12 protein-coding genes and 5 pseudogenes are annotated in these 18231 nt (G+C 68.2%); 12 read left to right on the top strand and 5 right to left on the bottom strand.

Annotated features, from left to right (window positions below):
* The first annotated feature begins 34 nt into the window (after window positions 1-34).
* The 12 genes and pseudogenes from ACFQJD_RS06715 to tpiA all read left to right on the top strand — a co-directional run bounded on the left by ACFQJD_RS06715 (window position 35) and on the right by tpiA (window position 11355).
* Window positions 35-1838 (top strand): annotated as a pseudogene (locus tag ACFQJD_RS06715) (BatA domain-containing protein).
* Window positions 1838-4203 (top strand): annotated as a pseudogene (locus ACFQJD_RS06710) (VWA domain-containing protein). The pseudogenes ACFQJD_RS06715 and ACFQJD_RS06710 overlap by 1 nt, the downstream one beginning before the upstream one ends.
* Complete coding sequence (locus ACFQJD_RS06705) at window positions 4200-4820, top strand: chromosome partitioning protein (RefSeq protein WP_379797047.1); 621 nt, start codon at window positions 4200-4202, stop codon at window positions 4818-4820. The pseudogene ACFQJD_RS06710 and the gene ACFQJD_RS06705 overlap by 4 nt, the downstream one beginning before the upstream one ends.
* 2 nt (window positions 4821-4822) lie before the next feature.
* Window positions 4823-5653 (top strand): DUF7502 family protein, encoded by an 831-nt coding sequence (locus ACFQJD_RS06700; RefSeq protein ID WP_379797045.1) that lies wholly within the window; start codon window positions 4823-4825, stop codon window positions 5651-5653.
* 30 nt (window positions 5654-5683) lie between these two features.
* Window positions 5684-6633: pseudogene (locus ACFQJD_RS06695) on the top strand (AAA family ATPase).
* Window positions 6630-7490: a DUF58 domain-containing protein gene (locus ACFQJD_RS06690; RefSeq protein ID WP_379797043.1), complete on the top strand. Its 861-nt coding sequence runs from the start codon at window positions 6630-6632 to the stop codon at window positions 7488-7490. Before ACFQJD_RS06695 ends, ACFQJD_RS06690 begins: the two are co-directional and overlap by 4 nt.
* Window positions 7491-7530: 40 nt before the next feature.
* Complete coding sequence (locus tag ACFQJD_RS06685) at window positions 7531-8382, top strand: hypothetical protein (protein WP_379797041.1); 852 nt, start codon at window positions 7531-7533, stop codon at window positions 8380-8382.
* Window positions 8346-8561 (top strand): PfkB family carbohydrate kinase, encoded by a 216-nt coding sequence (locus ACFQJD_RS06680; protein ID WP_379797040.1) that lies wholly within the window; start codon window positions 8346-8348, stop codon window positions 8559-8561. The genes ACFQJD_RS06685 and ACFQJD_RS06680 overlap by 37 nt, the downstream gene beginning before the upstream one ends.
* 41 nt (window positions 8562-8602) lie before the next feature.
* Window positions 8603-9027: pseudogene (locus ACFQJD_RS06675) on the top strand (EamA family transporter).
* Between the two features lie 46 nt (window positions 9028-9073).
* Window positions 9074-9598 (top strand): multiprotein bridging factor aMBF1, encoded by a 525-nt coding sequence (locus ACFQJD_RS06670; protein ID WP_379797038.1) that lies wholly within the window; start codon window positions 9074-9076, stop codon window positions 9596-9598.
* A 72-nt stretch (window positions 9599-9670) separates the two neighbouring features.
* Window positions 9671-10651 carry a BtrH N-terminal domain-containing protein gene (locus ACFQJD_RS06665; RefSeq protein ID WP_379797036.1) on the top strand — a complete coding sequence of 327 codons (981 nt, stop codon included), beginning with the start codon at window positions 9671-9673 and terminating at the stop codon, window positions 10649-10651.
* Between the two features lie 59 nt (window positions 10652-10710).
* The gene (gene tpiA, locus ACFQJD_RS06660; RefSeq protein WP_379797034.1) at window positions 10711-11355 is read left to right on the top strand and encodes a triose-phosphate isomerase; all 645 of its coding nucleotides are present in this window, start codon (window positions 10711-10713) and stop codon (window positions 11353-11355) included.
* A gap of 3 nt (window positions 11356-11358) precedes the next feature.
* Here the strand turns inward: tpiA and ACFQJD_RS06655 are convergent.
* The 5 genes and pseudogenes from ACFQJD_RS06655 to ACFQJD_RS06635 form a co-directional block, all read right to left on the bottom strand.
* Window positions 11359-13349, bottom strand: a pseudogene (locus ACFQJD_RS06655) (ATP-binding protein).
* A gap of 79 nt (window positions 13350-13428) precedes the next feature.
* Window positions 13429-14769: a DNA polymerase IV gene (gene dinB, locus ACFQJD_RS06650; RefSeq protein ID WP_379797032.1), complete on the bottom strand. Its 1341-nt coding sequence runs from the start codon at window positions 14767-14769 to the stop codon at window positions 13429-13431.
* 68 nt (window positions 14770-14837) lie between these two features.
* Window positions 14838-15266, bottom strand: coding sequence for an HTH-type transcriptional regulator LrpA1 (lrpA1, locus tag ACFQJD_RS06645; protein ID WP_379797030.1), 429 nt, complete (start codon window positions 15264-15266; stop codon window positions 14838-14840).
* Window positions 15267-15349: 83 nt separating this feature from the next.
* Window positions 15350-16288, bottom strand: coding sequence for a thiamine pyrophosphate-dependent enzyme (locus tag ACFQJD_RS06640; protein ID WP_379797028.1), 939 nt, complete (start codon window positions 16286-16288; stop codon window positions 15350-15352).
* Window positions 16289-16290: 2 nt separating this feature from the next.
* Entirely contained in the window at window positions 16291-18177 is a 1887-nt protein-coding gene (locus tag ACFQJD_RS06635) for a 2-oxoacid:acceptor oxidoreductase subunit alpha (RefSeq protein WP_379797026.1), read from the bottom strand.
* Window positions 18178-18231 lie beyond the last annotated feature (54 nt).

Raw genomic sequence — 18231 nt, 5'->3', positions numbered from 1 at the left:
AAGACGGATACGTCACCGACTCGATACGGTCTCTATGGCTCTCTCGGACGGATTCGGCTTTCTGACACCGCTCGGGTTCGTCGCCCTCGCGGCTCTCGTCCCCGTCGTCGTCCTCTATCTCGTCCAGCCCGACCCCCGGAAGATCCGACTGCCGACCCTCCGGTTCCTCCTCGAAGAGGGGAGCGGGACGCGTCGAACCCCTCCTCGAGCGACTCCGACGGAGCCTCCTGTTGCTCCTCCAGCTCGCCGTGCTGGTCTTGCTCGCGACGTCGCTGGCGACGCCCTACGTGTCCGTCTCCGAGCAGACGACCGTCGAAGAGACGGTCGTCGTCGTCGACGGCAGCGCGAGCATGGCGACGCAGGCGGACGGCGCGACCCGGTTCGACCGGGCCGTCGCCGCGGCACGCGACGCGACGACAGGCACCACCTCCGTCGTCTTCGCCGCGAGCGAGAGTCGGATCGTCCTCCGTCAGGGCACCGCCGCCGACGCCCAGGCGGCGCTCGACGGCCTCTCGGTCACCGACACCGAGGGGAACCTCCGGACGGCCATCTCCGAGGCGGCGGCGATCGCCGGCGAGAACGCTCAGGTGCTCGTCTACAGCGACTTCGCCGACGACACCTCGTGGGAGGAGGCCGTCCGGTCGACGCGAGCGCGCGGCCTCCGGGTCGAACTCCAGCAGTTCGCGGGCGGCGGCGCGGACAACGTCGGCATCGTCGACCGGTCGTTCTCGGGCGGGAACGTCACCGTGACGGTCAAGAACTTCGGCGAGAACCCCGCCGATCGGACGCTCGCCCTCGGCAACCAGCGCCGGTCCGTGTCGCTCGCCCCCGACGACGTGACGTCGGCGGCGTTCTCCGTCCCGGCCGGCGGCGGGACGCTCCGCATGACTCCCGGCGACTCCTTCCCCACCGACGACGCGGCCTACATCTCCGCGCCGCCAGACGCGACGGTGGACGTCCTCCTCCTCACGAACGACCGGAACCGGTATCTGACCGCCGCGCTCTCGGTCATCGACGCCGTCTCGCTCACCGTCGAATCACCGCCGACGGCCATCGAGGGCGACTACGACGTGATCGTCTACAGCAACCTCCGGAACGAGCGCCTGCTCCGCGGGAACGTCGAAACGGGGCGCGACACCATCGAGAACGGCGGCGGCGTCGCCATCCAGGCCCAGACCGATATGCCCGACAAGTACGGCGACCTGTCACTGCTCTCGCCGTCGGGGACGGCGACGTCACCGACGCTCTCCCCGGCGGCGTCGGACGACCTGACGCGCGGAATCAACTTCCCGCCGCCGGAGCAGTATCTCACCGGATCGTTTCGCGAGGGTCGCTCCCTCGTGCAGACCCAGGACGGCACGCCGCTTCTCGCCACCTCCCAGCGGGGCGGCGGTCGCGTCCTCTACTACGGGTTCATCGAGGAGTTCTCGACGTTCAAACACAACTACCAGTACCCCGTCTTCTGGAAGCGGGCAGTGTACTACCTCGCCGGCCGCGACCCGCTCTCGGAGTTGAACCGAGAGACGGGATCGCGCCTCCAGTTCGACGACGAAACGACGGTGGAGAGGCCGGACGGGTCGGTCACCACGACGACGCTCGCGCTCGACCGGACGGGGTTTTACGAGGTGGGGAACCGCCGACTCGGCGTGTCGCTCTACAGCGACCGTGAGTCGAGCGTGAACGCCCGACCGCTCTCGACCCGCCGCGACGCCGGCGGCATCCCCGCCCGCGAGGAGGAACGACAGGTCCCCCGGCCGCTCTCCGGTCTCGTCGCCCTCGCGGCGCTCGCGGTGGCCCTTGGCGAAGTCGCCTACCTCCGAGCGCGAGGTGATCTCTGATGTCGTCGGTGACGCTCCCCAACGGAATGGTCGCGGGGCTGGAGACGCCGCTCCTCCTGATACTCGTCCCCGTCGTCGCGGTCGCGCTGTACTTCCTCGTCTTCCGCCGGACCGACGGCGCGGCCACCACCCGGAGCCGCCGGCTCTTCTTTCTCTCGCGACTCCTCGTCGTGACGCTCGTCGTCGTCGCCGCCGCTGGCCCCTACACCGTCGTGACGGCGGAGACCCGGGGCGATCCGAACGTGACGCTCCTCGTCGACCGGTCCGCCAGCATGAACGTCTCGCAGAACGTCGTGTCGCGTCTGGAGGAAGGCATCCAGCAGGCGGGCGTGCCGGTGACGACGGCGACCGTCGCTCAGGGGAACGAGTCCCGAATTGGCGACGGCGTCGCCGCGAATCTCCAGGAGAACGGGAGCGTCGTCGTCGTCTCCGACGGCCAGGTGACCGCCGGTCGAAGCCTCGGCGAGGCGGCGGAGATGGCGGTCGGCCTGAACGCCACCATCAGTTCGGTGCCGGCGTCGCCCGCTCGGACCGAACGGCACGTGTCGATCGCCGGCCCGGCGAAGGCGAGCGTCGGCGTCGAGAGTCGGTTCCTCGTCTCGGTGGACGGCGTCCGGACCGACGCGGCGGGGCCGGTCACCGTCTCCGTCTCCGTCGACGGCGAGGAGGCGCTCTCGCAGACCCTTCAGGAGGGGCCGGCAGCGTCGAACTCGTCCACGAGTTCGACGAGACGGGGTCCCACCGCGTCACCGCCTCCGTCGAGGGCGGCGACTTCTACCGGGCCAACGACGTCTACCGCAAGACCGTCCGGGTGGTCGAACGCCCGAAGATCCTCTACGTCTCGCGGGGGTCCTACCCCTTCCGCGACTACCTCGGCGAGCTCTACGACGTCGAGACGGCCGAGTCGGTGCCGGCGGATCTCAGTCCGTACTACGCCGTCGTCGTCCAGGACGTCGCCGCCCCCGACCTCGGCAACGTCGACGCGTTACAGGAGTTCGTCATCGACGGCAACGGGCTGTTCGTCGTCGGCGGCGACAACGCCTACGAGAACGGCGGCTACGAGAACGCCCCCATCGCCTCGATGCTCCCCGTGACGTTCGGCGAGTCCAGCGTCGGGAGTACGACCATCGTCTTCGCCATCGACGTCTCCGGGAGCGCCGGCGAGGGGATGCAGGTCCAGAAGTCCATCGCCCTGAACGCCCTCTCGCAACTCGGCGACACGAACACCGTCGGCGTCGTCGGCTTCAACTACCGGGCCTACAGCGTCGCCGATCCCCGACCGCTGGCGCGGAACCGGTCGGCGATCGAAGACCGGATTCGTCGCCTCCAGGCGGGCGGCGCGACGAGCATCGCCACCGGCCTCCGCGGGGCCGACGAGATGCTCGGGAGCCGCGAGGGGACGATCATCCTCATCAGCGACGGGCGCGACGACAGCCCCGAATCGGCCGTCGTCGCCAACCAGCTAGGGCGGGAGGGGACCCGCGTCATCGCCGTCGGCGCGGGGCCGAATCCGAAAGAGGAGACCCTCCGCCGCATCGCCTCCCAGTCCGGCGGGAACTACTTCCGCGCCGACCAGACCAACCGCCTGCGACTCCTGTTCGGCGGTGCCTCCCGTCGCTTTGCGGGCGACGGGCTGACCGTCGTCGACACCAGTTCCTTCATCACCTCGGGGGTGACGCTCGAGTCCAACCCCGGCAGAGCGAACGACGTGTCGGTGCGAAGCGGAGCCGACTACCTCGTGGCGACGGCCGACGGTGGCCCCGCGCTGACGTCGTGGCGCTACGGCCTCGGGCGCGTCGTCTCGCTGACCGCCTACGGAGCCGACGGAACGCTCGACGGCCTCCTCCGCGAACCCGACTCGTTGCTGTTGACGAAGTCCGTCAACTACGCCATCGGCGACCCCGAGCGCAAGGAGACGGGCGTGACGTCCATCTCCGACACCCGCGTCGGCGAGTCGACGACGATCACCTACCGCGGGTCCACCCGCCCCTCGGCTCCGGGCGTCCAGTTCAGCGCCGTCGGGGAGGACGTCTACCAGGCGCAGGTGACGCCGACGACCCCCGGCTACCGGACCGTCCTCGGCGCGGACTACGCCGCGAACTACCCCGCGGAGTACGGCGCGTTCGGCCCCGCTCCCGGACTGGCGTCCGCGGTTCGAGCGACCGGTGGCAGGCAGTTCGCGCCGACCGAGTCGGCGGCCATCGCCGAGTTCGCCCGCCAGCAGTCGACCCGGGTGCGCGACGTGCGCCAGTCGTGGGACTGGCTGTTCTACCTCGCGGCGTTGCTCGCCTTCCTCGCCGAAGTCGTCGTTCGGCGACTTCAAGTGTACCAAGGCCGTACACGGCACGAGAGTGGCTTGCCATGACCCTGATTGGCCGTTCGAGTAACCTCGCGCTCGTCCTCCTGCTGTGCGTCGCCGTCGCCGGCACCGCGGGAGCGACGCTGTTCTACCAGGAGTCTGTCGGCGAACTCGACGCCGAGAACAGCCAGCTCCACCGGGAGAACGAACAACTCCGCGAGGACCTCGAGCAGACGAACCGGGAACTCGAACGGGCGAGAGGCCGCCTCCGCGAACTGAACCAGAGCCTGAACACGACGAAAAGCGACGTCGAACAGGTGTCCGATAACCTCGAGAGCACCGAGGAACAGCTCGAAGCCACGGAGACGGACCTCGCCCAGACCCGGCAGAACCTCGAATCGGCGCGACAGCGCGTGGACGAACTCGAGAGCCGGACGGCCCAACTCCGCGATCAGGTGAATTCCCTCGAAACCACGAACGAGGAACTGCGGGCCGACAAGCGCGACCTCCAGAACGAAGTCGAGGACCTGCAGGCGGACATCGACGACCTGAACAGCGAGATCAGCAGCCTCGAAACGGAGCTCAGTCAGAGGGAACGACGCATCGAGAGCCTGGAGATCGCGCTCCAGCAGGCCTGCAACGCCATCAACGGCAGCAAACCCAGCGGGTGTAGTCTGGTCTGACGATGAACGACGAAACCGCCGCCCCGCGAATGCGTCGGGCCATCCGCCAGATCCGCCGCGAGGGGTACAAGATAGCCGTCGTCTACGCCGTCGTCGACGCCGCCGTCGCGACGTTGCTCTCGAATCTGCTGTTGCAGATTCTCGACGTGCCCGTCGTCCCGGAACGCCTCCCGCTCCCGGACGTCGTCGTGACTGCGCTCGAACGCGTCGGCGTCGCGCTGTCGGATCCGACGGTGGCCGCGGCGTCGGTGGTCGGCGTCGTCGTCGGGCTTCTCGTGTTCGCCGCCGAGGCGGTGATTCGGGCCCGGCGGCCGCTGGTCGAGCAGTTCGAGGCGGCCAATCCCGACGTTCGGGAGGCGCTTCGGACGGCCAGGGACGCCGTCGAGGATGGCCTCAAGAACCGTATCGCTCGGTCGCTGTACGAGGACGTCCTCGACGAGTTGCGACACGCGTCGAGCGTGGGGCTGCTCGACGTCCGGCGGGTCGCCGTGACGCTCGCCCTCGTCATCGCGTTGAGCTTCGTGAACATCCAGGTGGCGGTCGTCGACGTCTCCATCGGCGGGTTCGACGGCTCGGCCACCCCCAGCCCAACGGCGACCGGGAGTCGACGTACACCGGCCTGCAGAACGGCAGTTCGATCCTCGGCGATCCGACGAACGTCTCCGCCGGCGACGACGAACTGGAGGCGGGCATCGAGACGAGCGGGGACGGCACCGGCAACGCGAGCGACGTCCCGCGCGCGTACGACACCAGCGGATTCGCCGCGGGTGGAACCGTCGAGAGCCAGCAGGCGGGCTTCTCGGAGACCGAACGGCTCGAAGACGCGGAACTGATCCGTGAGTACAACCTGAGAATCAGAGAGAATGAGTGACCCACAGACCGACGTCGAGACCATCCAGGAACGCCTCTCAGCGGCGCGCGAAGAGGTCGGCAAGCGCATCGTCGGCCAGAAGGACGTGCTCGAACAGCTGTTCGTCTGCATCCTCGCGGACGGCAACGCCCTCCTGGAGTCGAATCCGGGCCTGGGCAAGACGTCGATGGTGCGGACCATCGCCGAGGTGACCGACCTCGAGTTCTCCCGCATCCAGAACACGCCCGACCTGATGCCGTCGGACATCACGGGCGCGGAGATCATCCGCGAGTCCGCCGGCTCTCGGGAGTTCGTCTTCGAGGAGGGCCCCATCTTCGCCAACGTCGTCCTCGCGGACGAGATCAACCGCGCGACGCCGAAGACCCAGGCCGCCCTGCTGGAAGCGATGCAGGAAAAACAGGTCACCGCCGCCGGCGAGACCCACGACCTGCCACGTCCCTTCTTCGTGCTGGCGACGCAGAACCCCATCGACCAGGAGGGGACCTACCCCTGCCGGAGGCACAGACAGACCGCTTCCTGCTGAAGATCCTCGTCGACTACCCCTCCTTCGAGGAGGAGCGCGACATCGTGAACCTCTACACGGCGGGCACGCCGGCCCCGCCCGTCGACAAGGTACTGACGCAGGCGGAGATCCGGGAGGCCCAGTCGCTCGCCCGCGACGTCCCCATCGCCGACGACATCCGCGACCGGGCGATCGAACTCGTCCGCCTGACCCGGGAGGTAGCGGACATCCAGTTCGGAGCCAGCCCCCGCGCCAGCATGGGGATCGTGTTGACCGCGAAAGCCCGCGCATTCCTCCGGGGACGCAACCACGTCAGTTGGGAGGACGTCGAGGCGATGGCCCCCGCCGTGTTGCGCCACCGCATCATCCTCGACTTCCGCGCCGAGCGCGAGGGCCGCACCACCGACGACGTGGTCGGCGAACTCCTCGACGCCGTATGACCATCGACCCCGACTTCCTCGACGAACTCGACCGCCTCGACGCGTCGCTGAAACAGCAGACCTCCTCGCTGAAGAAGGGCGAACACGAGTCGCCGAACGTCGGCGAGGGACTCACGTTCAGCGACTACCGGCGGTACGCCCCCGGCGACGACACCCGGCTCGTCGGCTGGCGTCTGTACGCCCGCACCGAGGAACTGTTCGTCAAGCAGTTCGAGGAGGAGCGCAACCTCACCGTCCACGTCCTCGTCGACGCCAGCGGGTCGATGGATTTCGGCGACGGCGACCACCACAAGTTCGAATACGGAGCGAAACTCGGCCTCGGGTTCGCCTACCTCACCGCCGAGGAACACAACGAGTTTCGCTTCTCGCTGTTCCGGGACGAGCCCGAACGCCTCGACACCGGGAAGTCGAACCGCGGTGAGGTGCTCCGCCTCGTCGACCGACTGAACGACGTCGAACCCTCGGGCGACGCCGACTTCGGGACCGCCTTCGAGGCGTACGCCGAATCCATCCGCTCCCGATCGCTGGTCGTCGTCGTCAGCGACTTCCTCGGCGACCTCGACGCCCTGGAGACGGGGGTCGCCGCCCTCTCGCGCAACGACGTCCTCCTCGTCCACGTCCTCGCGCCGGAGGAACTCGATCCGGACGCGGGCGGCGACACCATCTTCGAGGACCTGGAGTCGGACCTGACGCGACGGACCTACTTCGGGACGACGCTCGAGAAGCGCTACCGCCAGCGGCTCGAAGAACACGTCGAAGCCGTCGCCGAGCGGTGCCGTGACCTCCGGGCGACACACGTCACCGTCCGCACCGACGAGGAGTTCTTCGACGCCTTCGCCTCCCTCTGGATGGACTGAACCGGGCGGGTTTTCCCGCTGGCAGTCGTACCGCGACGACATGCCGTACGACGAACTCGCTCGTCTCCTCCGCGAGGACGAGCGATCGGTCACCGTCGGCGCGCTCCCCGACGGGAGCGTCGACGAGTACTACCGGGTCCGCGACGCGGAATCGTACGTCGCCTCCCGGGACGCCATCGCGGAGGCGATCCTCTCCGGACGCGACTCCTTCCGCCTCGAACACGTCATGACAGACCCCGGCGGGCAGTCGGTGAACATGGCTCGGCAGGCGGCCGCCCTCGGCGATCAGGTGACGCTGTACGGCCACCTCGACCACCCGATTTTCGACCTGGACTTCGAGACCGTTTCGATGGGTGCGCCCGCCGTCGTCTCCGTCCTCCTGTTCGACGCCGACGACCTGATGCTCGTCGAGGAGTCGGCCGACGTCAGAAACTGGACGTTCGCGGACCTCCGGGACGCCTGCGTCCACGGCGTGTCGGACTTTCTCGAACGCGACGCCATCTGCTGTGCCAACTTCGCCTCCGCGTTCGGCCTCCCGGACGCCCTCCACGCGATGGCCGCAGCGACCGACGACGGCAACACGTTCGTCCTCGACCCCGGTCCCATCTCGGCCGTCCGCGAGTCCCGGCTCGACGCCCTGCTGACCGCGCTCGAACGCCTCGCGTCCCCGTTCGACGTCGTGTTGAGCATCAACGCGGACGAGTGGCGTCGGCTCGTCGAAGTGACGGACGGGGCCGAGGTCGACGGCGCGGGCGTGACCACGGACTCCTCGACCGCATCCGTCGGCACGCCGGGATCGACGCCGTGGTGGCCCACCAGGAACGCGTCGCCGTCGCGGCGACGCCCGAAGGCGGCATGGAGGTGCCGAACCTGGAGATCATCCGGAACGTGACCGAGACGGGCGCTGGCGACCGGTTCTCCGCCGCCCTCGCTCGCGGTCTCGCCGCGGGGTGGGGGTGGGAGACCTCGCTCGCCCTCGGCAACGCCTGCACGTCGTACTACGTCGCCACGGGCCAGACGGCCGACCGGGAGGACCTGCTGACTCACGTCGCCGTCCACGATCCGATCTGACGAACCGAAACGCTATACTCCGTGGCCGACGCCCCACCGGCATGAGCTACCTCCCGTGGACCGTTCTCGCCCTCGTGGCGTACTCTCTCGTCGCCCCCTCGTCGGCTACGCCACGACGGGCGACGCGAGAGTGCCGAGTTTCGTCGCCGCGTTCTACACCAACAGCATCCTCGTCGTCGCTACCGTCGCCGTCGTCGTCTACGAGAACCAGAACGTCCTCACGTACGCTACCCACCCGAAGTCGCCGTATCTCTACGCCGCCGGCATCTGTCTGGCCGTCGGCATCCTCGCGTACTACCACGCCCTCTCGCTCGGCCCCGTCAGCGTCGTCGTCCCCGTCTTCGCGATGTTCCTCGTGACGAGTTCGCTCATCAGCATCGCCTTCATGAACGAGTCGCTGACCGCGCGCAAGCTCGCCGGCATCGGGTTCGCCGTTCTCGCCGTCGTCCTCGTCTCCGGGGAGTGAGACGGCGGGCGCACGTTTTATACCGGGGGACCCGCTACGGGGAGGTATGCCGCAATGCGAAATGTGCGGCGCCACGGGGGCGTCGCTGACGACCACGAAAGTCGAGGGGGCCGAGCTGGAACTCTGTGACGACTGTACGGACTTCGGCACCGAGGTCCGTTCGGAGTCGAGCGGCGGTTCCACCTCGACGAAATACTCGACGTCGTCGAGTTCGTCCGGCGGGGCCTCGAACTCCGACTCCGGCGGTTCGTCCGGCTCCGGCTCCCGCCGTCGGCGCGACATGTTCGACGACATGGAGGAGGTCGCCTCCGACTACGACGAACGCATCCGCCAGGCCCGCGAAGGCCGCGGGCTGAGCCAGGAAGACCTGGCGAACGAACTCAACGAGAAGACGAGTCTCATCCGCAAACTCGAACGCGGGGACGTCCTCCCGAGCGACGGCGTCCAGGAGAAACTCGAACGCGAACTCGACATCTCGCTCACCGAGGGCACCGACGTCGACGACGACGACTGGTCCGGTGGCTCCTCGACGACGACGACGCTCGGCGACGTCGTCAAGCGCAAGGACTGAGCCTCCCGTCGCGGCGCGTCGATGCGGTTCTGAGGCTGGATTCTTAACTTTCGGTCGGTCCTCTACCCGCGTATGCACCGCGTACCCGACTTCGACCACCAGAGCGGCCGTCACTGCGGAGCGGCGGCGCTTCGAAACCTCGCGGAGTACTACGACTGGGGCTACTCGGAACCCGTCTGCTTCGGCGTCGGCGGCGGCGTCGGATTCGTCACCGCCGACGAGGGGGCGTGGCGTCGGTTCCGCCCCTGTCCCGCGTGGCTCGAACGCGCCTTCTTCGAGAACCTCGACGTCCCGCACCTCGCCCGCGAGGACGAGGACGCCGACCAGGCCTGGAGCGACGTAACGGACCGCCTCGACGACCACGACCCCGTCGTGGTGTATCTCGATCCCGGTCGGCTGCCGTATCTCGACGACGACCACCTCCCGCCACACGTCGCTCTCGCCGTCGGCTACGACGACCACACCGTCCTGCTCTCGGACGCCACCCGCGAGGACCCACAGGAAGTGTCACATGCGACGTTCCGCGAGGCGTGGGTCGCCGAACGCGACGACGACGCGTACGGCTTCCTCGCCGTGACGCGCCCGGAGACGCTCGAAGACATGCAGACGGCGGCGACGCGGGGCGTCCGAGCGACGGCGACGGGGATGGTGTCCCCCTCGACGCCGGGTTCTCCACCGGCGGTCCGGGCGAGGAGGGGATTCCGGCGATGCAGTCGTTCGCGGCCGACGTGGCGGCCTGGGACGCCCTCTCGCGGCCGTCGGCCCCGTCGGCGCGGCCGTCCGGAGCGTCGGCTGGCACGGCGAGGGAGCGGCGCTCCGCGGACTCTACGCCGACGCGATCGACGAACTCTCCTCGTGGGCCAGGATCGGCGGGGGCGGGCCGGGACGATGCGGAGCGTCGCCGACGAGTGGCGGACCGTCCGCGAACTGTTCGAGGAGGCCCACCGCGACCCGGGCGACCCGTCGGACGAACTGGCGGAGGCCGCGAGCGTCCTCGGCGATGTCGTCGACCGGGAGGAGGCCTTCTTCGAGGACGTCCTCGACGCGCTCTGATCGACGCCCGGCGGGCGGCAGTATAAACCTATTTCTCCCACTCGCCTCTCGTACCGGGCATGTTCGTCCTCGTGAATCTGAAGGCGTACCCGTGTGATCCCGTCGAAGTGGCGACCGCCGCCCGCGACGTGAGCGACGAGAGCGGCGTCCCGATCGCCGTCGCCCCGCAAGCGGTCCACCTCCACGCCGTCGCCGACACCGGCGTCGAGACGTGGGCCCAACACGTCTCCCCGGTCGAACACGGCAGTCACACCGGGAGCACCCTCGCCGACGCCGTCGCCGACGCGGGCGCGACGGGGACGCTCCTCAACCACTCCGAGCGCCGCCTGAAACTCGCGGCCATCGACGCCGGCCTCGACGCCGCCGCGGACGCGGGTCTCGACACCGTCGTCTGCGCGAACAACCCCGAACAGGTGGGGGCGGTCGCTGCCCTCTCGCCCGACGCCGTCGCCGTCGAACCGCCGGAACTCATCGGCGGCGACGTCTCGGTCAGCACCGCCGACCCGGGAATCGTCGAGGCCGCGGTCGCCGCCGCCGACGCCGTCGATCCCGCCGTCGACGTCTACTGCGGGGCCGGCATCTCGACGAGCGACGACGTCGCGGCCGCCGAATCGCTGGGCGCGTCGGGCGTCCTCCTGGCGAGCGGCGTCGCCAAGGCCGACGACCCCCGGGCGGCCCTCGAAAGTCTCGTCACCGCCCGGTAGTCGCTACTCGATGATCTCCGCGTCCCGCCGGTCATCCTCGTCCGCGGGGGTCTCGTCCGTGTCGTCCGCGTCTTCGGCGTCGTCCAAGGTGGGGTACGACTCCTCGACGATTTCGGCGTCCTCCTCGACAAACCCGTCGTCTCCCTCGACGGACTCGTCGTCGACGAACTCCACGTCGTCGTCCTCGCCGTCCGCGGGCGGGCCGCCGGCCGACATCTCCGCCGCCAGCGTCTCCTCCTCGACGAACGCCTTCTCGACTGCGGCGACGAGGACGCCCAATTTCTCGCCGTCCAGTCGGTCGTCGTAGGCGTCGCGCACCAGATCCGGTACCGCGTAGCGGTAGGTGTCGCGACCGGCGTGCTCTATCAGGTTCCGCCGTCTGAGCGGTCGGTTCCGCCCGTAGGCCATGGTCGAGTCGCTGCTCCCGCCGGCGGCGACGTGCGCGTCGACCGGTTCGGCCGTCCCCGCCTCGCGGTAGTGGCGGAGCATCGCCAGCGAGATGTCCGGCAGGTCCTCGATTCGCGAGCGGAGCTTTCGGACGACGGCCGCGCGCGTGCCGGGCTCCGGCGCGTCCGTCGTCCCGTCCGTCGTCGACGGCACCGACGACACGTCCGGCCAGTCGGCCCGTTCGTAGTCGAACCCCGACTCGTCGTCGGCGTCACTGGCAGCCCCAGCGTCGTTTTCGACCGCGTCGACGGCGTCAGGATCTTCCTCGACCGCGTCGGAGTCGTCCGCGTCGTCCCCAGCGCCGTTGTCGCCGTCGGCGGGGTCGATCGTGACGTCCGCCGTCTGGCCGCTGGCGGCGTCCCCGTCCGACGTGCTCGCCGCGTCGGCGTCCGCCGCCATCTCCGCGCCGTTTCGGACCGCGTCGGCGTCCTCGTACGCGTAGAGGTCGGCCTGTTCGGCCGGAGCCGATCGGGGGTCGCCGCCGCGGTACGGCGCTTCGGCCTTCTGGAGCATCGCCTGTGCGAACTTGTCGGCCATCCGCTTGAGGTCGCGCGCCTCCTCCAGTTCCCCTCGAGTTCGCGGATCCGGCGCTCCTTTTTCTCCAGTTCCTGTCGCAGATCCGCGAGTTCGCTCTCGCGGCGTTCGCGTTCGTCGGTGATGTCGCGGAGTTCGTCCACCAGTTCGGCGTTCACCGACTTGAGTTCCGGCCGCTCGAAGTCGTCGAGTCCCGGCGTCGCCCCGGCGTCGAACGTCTGCTTGCGGTGGAACTGCACCCGGCGCACCGACTCGCTCCAGTCCGTCATCAGGAACGCCTCGCCGTCGTCGAGGTCCTCCACCGCGTCGGCGTGTTCCGCGTCGATGATGCGGGAGACGACCTTGGTGTCGTTGTTCCACGTCAGGCGGTGCCACACCAGCCAGTCGCACTGCGTGATGAAGTCCTTTTTCACGTCGGCCGGCCGCTGACTGATGCCGACGATGCCGAGGCCGTGTTTTCGCCCCCGCTTCCCGATCTTGATGAGCATCCGCCCCGTCTCGTCGAGACCGCCGCCCTCGGGGATGTATTCGTGGACCTCCTCGACGAGCATCAGGAACGGCTTTTTTAGTTTCTTCTCCTTGGCGAACAGCTGGCGGGCCGTCGCCAGGAGGAGTTCCTTCGCCACGTCGTCGTCCAGATAGCCCGACACGTCGAGGATGATGGGCACGTTGCCCTCGAGCGCGAGGCTCGCGAGTTTCTCGGCGTGTTCGGGGCTGACCTGGATGTCGCACTCGTCGTCGGCCCCCGCATGGAGGAGTTCGAACTCCTCTTTCAGGCCGTAATACTCCCCGTCGGTGTCGACGATGAGGATGGGGAAGTTGTTCGACAGGAGGTTCTCGACGACCACCGACGCGGTGTTCGACTTGCCGGACCCGGATTTGCCCGTGATGAACCCCCGTCCCGTGAGCAGCTCCACGACCGGGAGCGACACGGGCGTTCCGGGGCCGTCGGTTCCGCTACCGCCCGGTCCGTCGCTCACGTCCGCTACGGTGATGGTTTCCGTCTCCGTCATTCGATCGGGCGAATCGACGACGGCCGGCCCCATAGTTCCGCGTCAGACGGCCGTCTGACTGCCCGGGACGGAACCCGGTTTACTCGCCGTCGAAGTCGGTGAGCGTGGCCTGTCCCTCGGGTGCGACGTCGGAGCGGTCCGCCGGCGCGTCGGCGGTCGAGTCGCCGGAGCCGGCCGGTTCTGGTGGATCGTCGCCGCCGGCGTCGACGCCGTCCGTACCGTCGTCCCCGGGATCGGCGTCCACGCCTTCGCCGTCCCATCCGTCGAGGCGCGCTTGCTCGCCGTCGGCGAAACTCAAATTCGAGACGCGGACGCCGGCCTTGCGCACCGCGGTCTCCGAGAACTCCGCGAGCAGGTCGAGCGCGACGTCCGCGACGAGTTCGGCGTCGTCGACGGGGCCAGGGAGCGACCGCTCGCGAGTGTTCACGTCGAAGGGCGGTGTCACGACTTTGATGCCGATGGTTCGGTAGGTCGCGCCCCGCTCTCTGGCGCGTTCGGCGACGTCCGACGCCAGCGATCGCACCGTCTCGCGGAGTCGCTCCGCGTCGTCGGTCGCCTCGGCGAACGCGGACTCCCGCGAGAGGCTCTTGGGTCGGCCCGTCGGCGTCACCGGGCGGTCGTCGTCGCCGCGGGCGCGGTCGTAGAGGGCGCGGCCGCGTTCGCCAAAGCGGTCCCGGAGGCGCGCCGGGTCCGTCGCGGCGAGGTCTCCCGCCGTCTCGACGTCCAGCGACCGGAGTTCGCTCGCCGTCACCGGACCGACGCCGTGGACGTCCTCGACCGGGAGCGGCGCGAGGAACTCCCGGACTTCGCCAGGGCGGACGACGACGAGACCGTCCGGTTTGTCGTAGTCGCTCGCCACTTTGGCGGCGCTCATGTTCGGCGCGACGCCGACGCTCGCGGTGACGCCGACCTTGCGTTCGATGCGCTCTTTGACGTGACGGGCGTAGCCCTCCGCGAGCGGCCGGCCGTTCGCCTCGCGCCACGCCGTCCGGTCGGTGACGTCGAGGTAGGCCTCGTCGACGCTCACCTCGCGCACCACGTCGGCGCAGTCGTGGAGGATCGCTTTGATGTCCGCCGCGACCGACTCGTAATATCCCATGTCGACCGGGCGGTAGTGGCCCGCGTCCGTGGCGTCGAGGTCCGGATCCGCTCGGGCCGTCGATTTCGGCGGGAGCCGCCGCACTGCCTCGGAGATAGCCTGGGCGCTCTCGACGCCGTACTCGCGGGCCTCGTAACTCGCTGTCGCCACCGCACCGTGGGTCGCGCCGTCCTCGTAGCCCATGCCGACGACGACGGGTTCGCCGCACAGATCGGGATCGCGCAGTCGCTCGCAGGCCGCGTAAAAGCAGTCCATGTCGACGTGCAGGACGATGCGCTCACCGCCGTCGGCGTCCGCACCGGGCAACGTCTCCGTGCCCATACTCACCGTCCGCGCTGGACGGCCCTCAACGTTGGCCTTCCGGAGCGAAAGTGAACCTCGTCAGGAGTTTATTTCAACCGTTCCTGCAGGAACGACGGGTGGGCGGCGGTGACGCCGTCGATGGCGAGGATGTCTTCGCTGATGACGTCGCCGAGGGCGTCGCCGTCGGCGGCCCGGACCTCGGCCATCAGCATGTGGTCGCCGGAGGAGGTGTAGAGCGCCTCGACGGAGTCGAGTTCCTTTATCGCACGGGTCGCTTCGACGTAGCGCTCGCTCTCGACGTCGATGCCGACGAACGCGATCGACTGTCCGGAGAGTTTCTTCGGGTCGACGTCGGCCGAATAGCCGACGATGACGCCCTCCGACTCCATGCGCTGGATGTACTTTCGCACGGTTGGCTTCGAGACGCCCGCACGCTCCGCGATATCCGCGTAGGACGCCTGTGCATCCTCTTCGAGCACCGAGAGGATGCGACGTTCCGTAGACGAGGTTCCCATATCGGATGACTTTGTTCCCCCGAAAAAATATGTTGCGAAGCGAAAAAACGGTTCTCGACCGAAGAAAACAGAGACGCCCGGGACTACTTGTGCTTGTCGAGGAACAGGTCGTGGGAGCGCTCCCAGTCGTACTCCTCGTCGAAGTAGCGTTCGGCCAGCGGTTCCTCGGGCATCTCGCCGATGGCGCGTTTCTCCTGTCCGTAGGAGGGGCGATCGGAGTCGACGTAGAAGCGGCCGGTGAGGACTTCGCCCTCGTAGAGCGCTTCCTCCGTCTTCTGCATCATCTCGGAGGCCTCGCTTCGGTCGGTGGTGTCGAAGTCGTAGTCGTCGGATTCGTTGACGTCGATGTAGGGGACGTACTGCCGGGCATCCTTGTTCCACGTCGGACACTGCGTGAGGAAATCGATGTGCGCGAATCCGTCGTGTTCCATCGCCTCGACGATGATCTCCTTGGCCTGGTTCGGATTGACCGCCGCAGTCCGAGCGACGTAGGACGCGCCGGACGTGAGCGACAGCGACAGCGGCTGGATCGGTGACTTGGCGCTGCCGTGTGGCTGGGTCTTCGATTTGTGGCCCTTCGGCGACGTCGGCGACGTCTGCCCTTTCGTCAGCCCGAAGATCTCGTTGTTGAACACGATGTAGGTCATGTCGTGATTCTCGCGGGCCGTGTGGACGAAGTGGTTGCCGCCGATGCCGTAGCCGTCGCCGTCGCCGCCGGCCGCGACGACCTCCAGCCCTGGGTTGGCGAGTTTCGCCGCCCGAGCGATGGGAAGCGACCGGCCGTGGATGGTGTGGAAGCCGTAGCTCTCGAAGTAGCTGTTCAGTTTGCCCGAACAGCCGATCCCCGTACAGAGCAACACCTCGTCGGGCGAGCGCCCGACCTCGGGCATCGCCTGTTTCAGCGCCTTCAGGACGCCGAAGTCACCGCATCCGGGACACCACGTCGGCTGTGGCTCCATCCCCGGGGTGAACTCCTCTCTCTCTACCTCTCCTCGTTCGCCGATTGCTGAGAACGCGCTCATGTTTAGTCACCTGCTGCTGGGACGTATTTCGTGTTCTGCCCGGGGAGGTCCTCCCCGTCGATGCTCGCTTTGAAGCCCTCGACCACTTCGTCGGGCCGGAAGGGTTCGCCGTCGTACTTGAGGAGGCTCGACATCTTCTCGCCGTAGCGGCCGAGTTCCTTCTGAGCGAGGCCGCGGAGCTGTCCCGACGCGTTCATCTCGACGACGACTGCCTCCTCGACGCCGTCGAGGAACTCCGCGAGCTCCGCCGTCGGGAACGGAGCCATGTCGCTGATGCTGACCGCGCGGACGGAGTGGCCGTCGTCGTTCAGACGGTCGACGGCTTCCTTGACAGTTCCCTGCTGGCTTCCGAACGTTATCATCCCGTATTCGGCGTCCTCGGGGCCGAAGTAGGTCTGGTTGTCCTCCTCCTCGAGGTCGGCGCTGATGTGGTCGAACTTGCCGAGGCGGCGGTCCATCTGCAACACCCGGTTCTCCGGGTCCTCGTCGATGTGTCCCGGCTGGTGGTGTTCGTTGCCGGTGACGAGGAAGCGGCCGTCCTTCTGTCCGGGGAGCGAGCGCGGAGTGACACCCTTCTCGGCGTCGTACTGGAAGCGCTGGTATTTGCCCGTCGCGTCGTGGGGGGCGTCCTCCAGTTCCGCTTCCGTGATGACGCTGCCGGGGTCCGGGTTCGGCTCGCGGTCGAAGTGGCTCGCCGGCACGTTCGTCATCTCGCCGCCGAGTTTCTGGTCGTAGAGGACGATTGCCGGGAGCTGATACTCGTAGGCGAGGCGGAACGCCTGGCGGGTCTGGTCGTAGGCTTCCTCCGGCGTCCCGGGTGCGAGGACGACGCGAGTCGAGTCGCCCTGACTCGTGTAGAGGACGTGTTCGAGGTCGGCCTGTTCGGGTTTCGTCGGCAACCCGGTCGAGGGGCCGGCGCGCATCGCCTCGACGAGCACCACCGGGGTCTCCGACATCTCGGCCAGGCCGAGCGGTTCGGACATGAGCGCGAACCCGCCGCCGGACGATCCGGACATGGATTTCACGCCCGCGTGCGAGGCACCGATCGCCAGCGCCGCCGCCGCGATCTCGTCCTCGACCTGTTCGGAGATGCCGCCCACCTCCGGCAGGTTCTGGGACATGATGGTGAACACCTCGGTCCACGGGGTCATCGGGTAGCCCGCGATGAACCGACAGCCGGCGTCGAGCGCGCCGTAGGCGATGGCGTCGCTGCCCGAGAGCAGCGCCTGCTCTTCGTCGTGTTCGCCGCCGGGGACGGCGACGTCGTGCGTGTGATCGAACTCCTCCTGTGCCCGTTCGTAGGCGTGATGGAGGATCTCGACGTTCGGTTCGAGGATCTCGTCGGGCATCGCCTCGCCCATCAGGTCCTCGATGTGGTTGAGGTCCATCCCGGTGAGCGCCGCCGTCACCCCGACGCCCGCGGTGTTACGCATGACCTCGCGGCCGAAGTCGCGGGCCATGTTCCGCAGATCCATCGGGTAGACGTGCCAGTCGTTCTCCTCGGCGCGTTCCTCGAAGTCGTCGATCTCCGAGGCGTCGAGGAGGCCGGTGTCGTAGACGATGACGCCGCCCTCGCGGAGTTCGTCGAGGTTCTCTTCGAGCGGTTTCAGTTCCTCGTTGCCGTAGTAGGCGTTCTCGGACGGATTCCGCGCGAAGGAGTCTCCGAGCGCTAACAGGAAGTTGAATCCGTCGCCTCGCGCACGTACCGGTGTTTCCGATACACGTACTTCCGTGTACGTGTGACCGCCACGGATGCGCGAGGGATAATGACGATGCGTGAAAACGTGTCGCCCCGAACGCATCAGGGCCTTTGCGAAGTTCTGGCTCGTCGACGCGATCCCGTCACCGGAACCACCCGCGATTCGCCAGATGAGTTCGTCGTCAGTCATATGTGAATCACGGCCCTCGCGGGCCACTACCGGGATGATTTACGATGGCCTGAC

Source organism: Haloplanus sp. GCM10025708, from assembly GCF_042663985.1.
GTDB lineage: Archaea > Halobacteriota > Halobacteria > Halobacteriales > Haloferacaceae > Salinirarus > Salinirarus marinus.
The sequence above is the reverse complement of the archived record's forward strand: the minus strand, read 5'-3'. Positions and strand labels throughout refer to the sequence as shown.

What these genes read in the sequence shown, in the direction of transcription:
- ACFQJD_RS06690 (WP_379797043.1), top strand. Translation starts at nt 6,630, where the DNA reads ATGACCATCGACCCCGACTTCCTCGACGAACTCGACCGCCTCGACGCG.
- ACFQJD_RS06635 (WP_379797026.1), bottom strand. Translation starts at nt 18,177, where the DNA reads ATGACTGACGACGAACTCATCTGGCGAATCGCGGGTGGTTCCGGTGAC.
- dinB (WP_379797032.1), bottom strand. Translation starts at nt 14,769, where the DNA reads ATGGGCACGGAGACGTTGCCCGGTGCGGACGCCGACGGCGGTGAGCGC.
- lrpA1 (WP_379797030.1), bottom strand. Translation starts at nt 15,266, where the DNA reads ATGGGAACCTCGTCTACGGAACGTCGCATCCTCTCGGTGCTCGAAGAG.
- ACFQJD_RS06680 (WP_379797040.1), top strand. Translation starts at nt 8,346, where the DNA reads ATGGAGGTGCCGAACCTGGAGATCATCCGGAACGTGACCGAGACGGGC.
- ACFQJD_RS06670 (WP_379797038.1), top strand. Translation starts at nt 9,074, where the DNA reads ATGCCGCAATGCGAAATGTGCGGCGCCACGGGGGCGTCGCTGACGACC.
- tpiA (WP_379797034.1), top strand. Translation starts at nt 10,711, where the DNA reads ATGTTCGTCCTCGTGAATCTGAAGGCGTACCCGTGTGATCCCGTCGAA.
- ACFQJD_RS06685 (WP_379797041.1), top strand. Translation starts at nt 7,531, where the DNA reads ATGCCGTACGACGAACTCGCTCGTCTCCTCCGCGAGGACGAGCGATCG.
- ACFQJD_RS06700 (WP_379797045.1), top strand. Translation starts at nt 4,823, where the DNA reads ATGAACGACGAAACCGCCGCCCCGCGAATGCGTCGGGCCATCCGCCAG.
- ACFQJD_RS06705 (WP_379797047.1), top strand. Translation starts at nt 4,200, where the DNA reads ATGACCCTGATTGGCCGTTCGAGTAACCTCGCGCTCGTCCTCCTGCTG.
- ACFQJD_RS06640 (WP_379797028.1), bottom strand. Translation starts at nt 16,288, where the DNA reads ATGAGCGCGTTCTCAGCAATCGGCGAACGAGGAGAGGTAGAGAGAGAG.
- ACFQJD_RS06665 (WP_379797036.1), top strand. Translation starts at nt 9,671, where the DNA reads ATGCACCGCGTACCCGACTTCGACCACCAGAGCGGCCGTCACTGCGGA.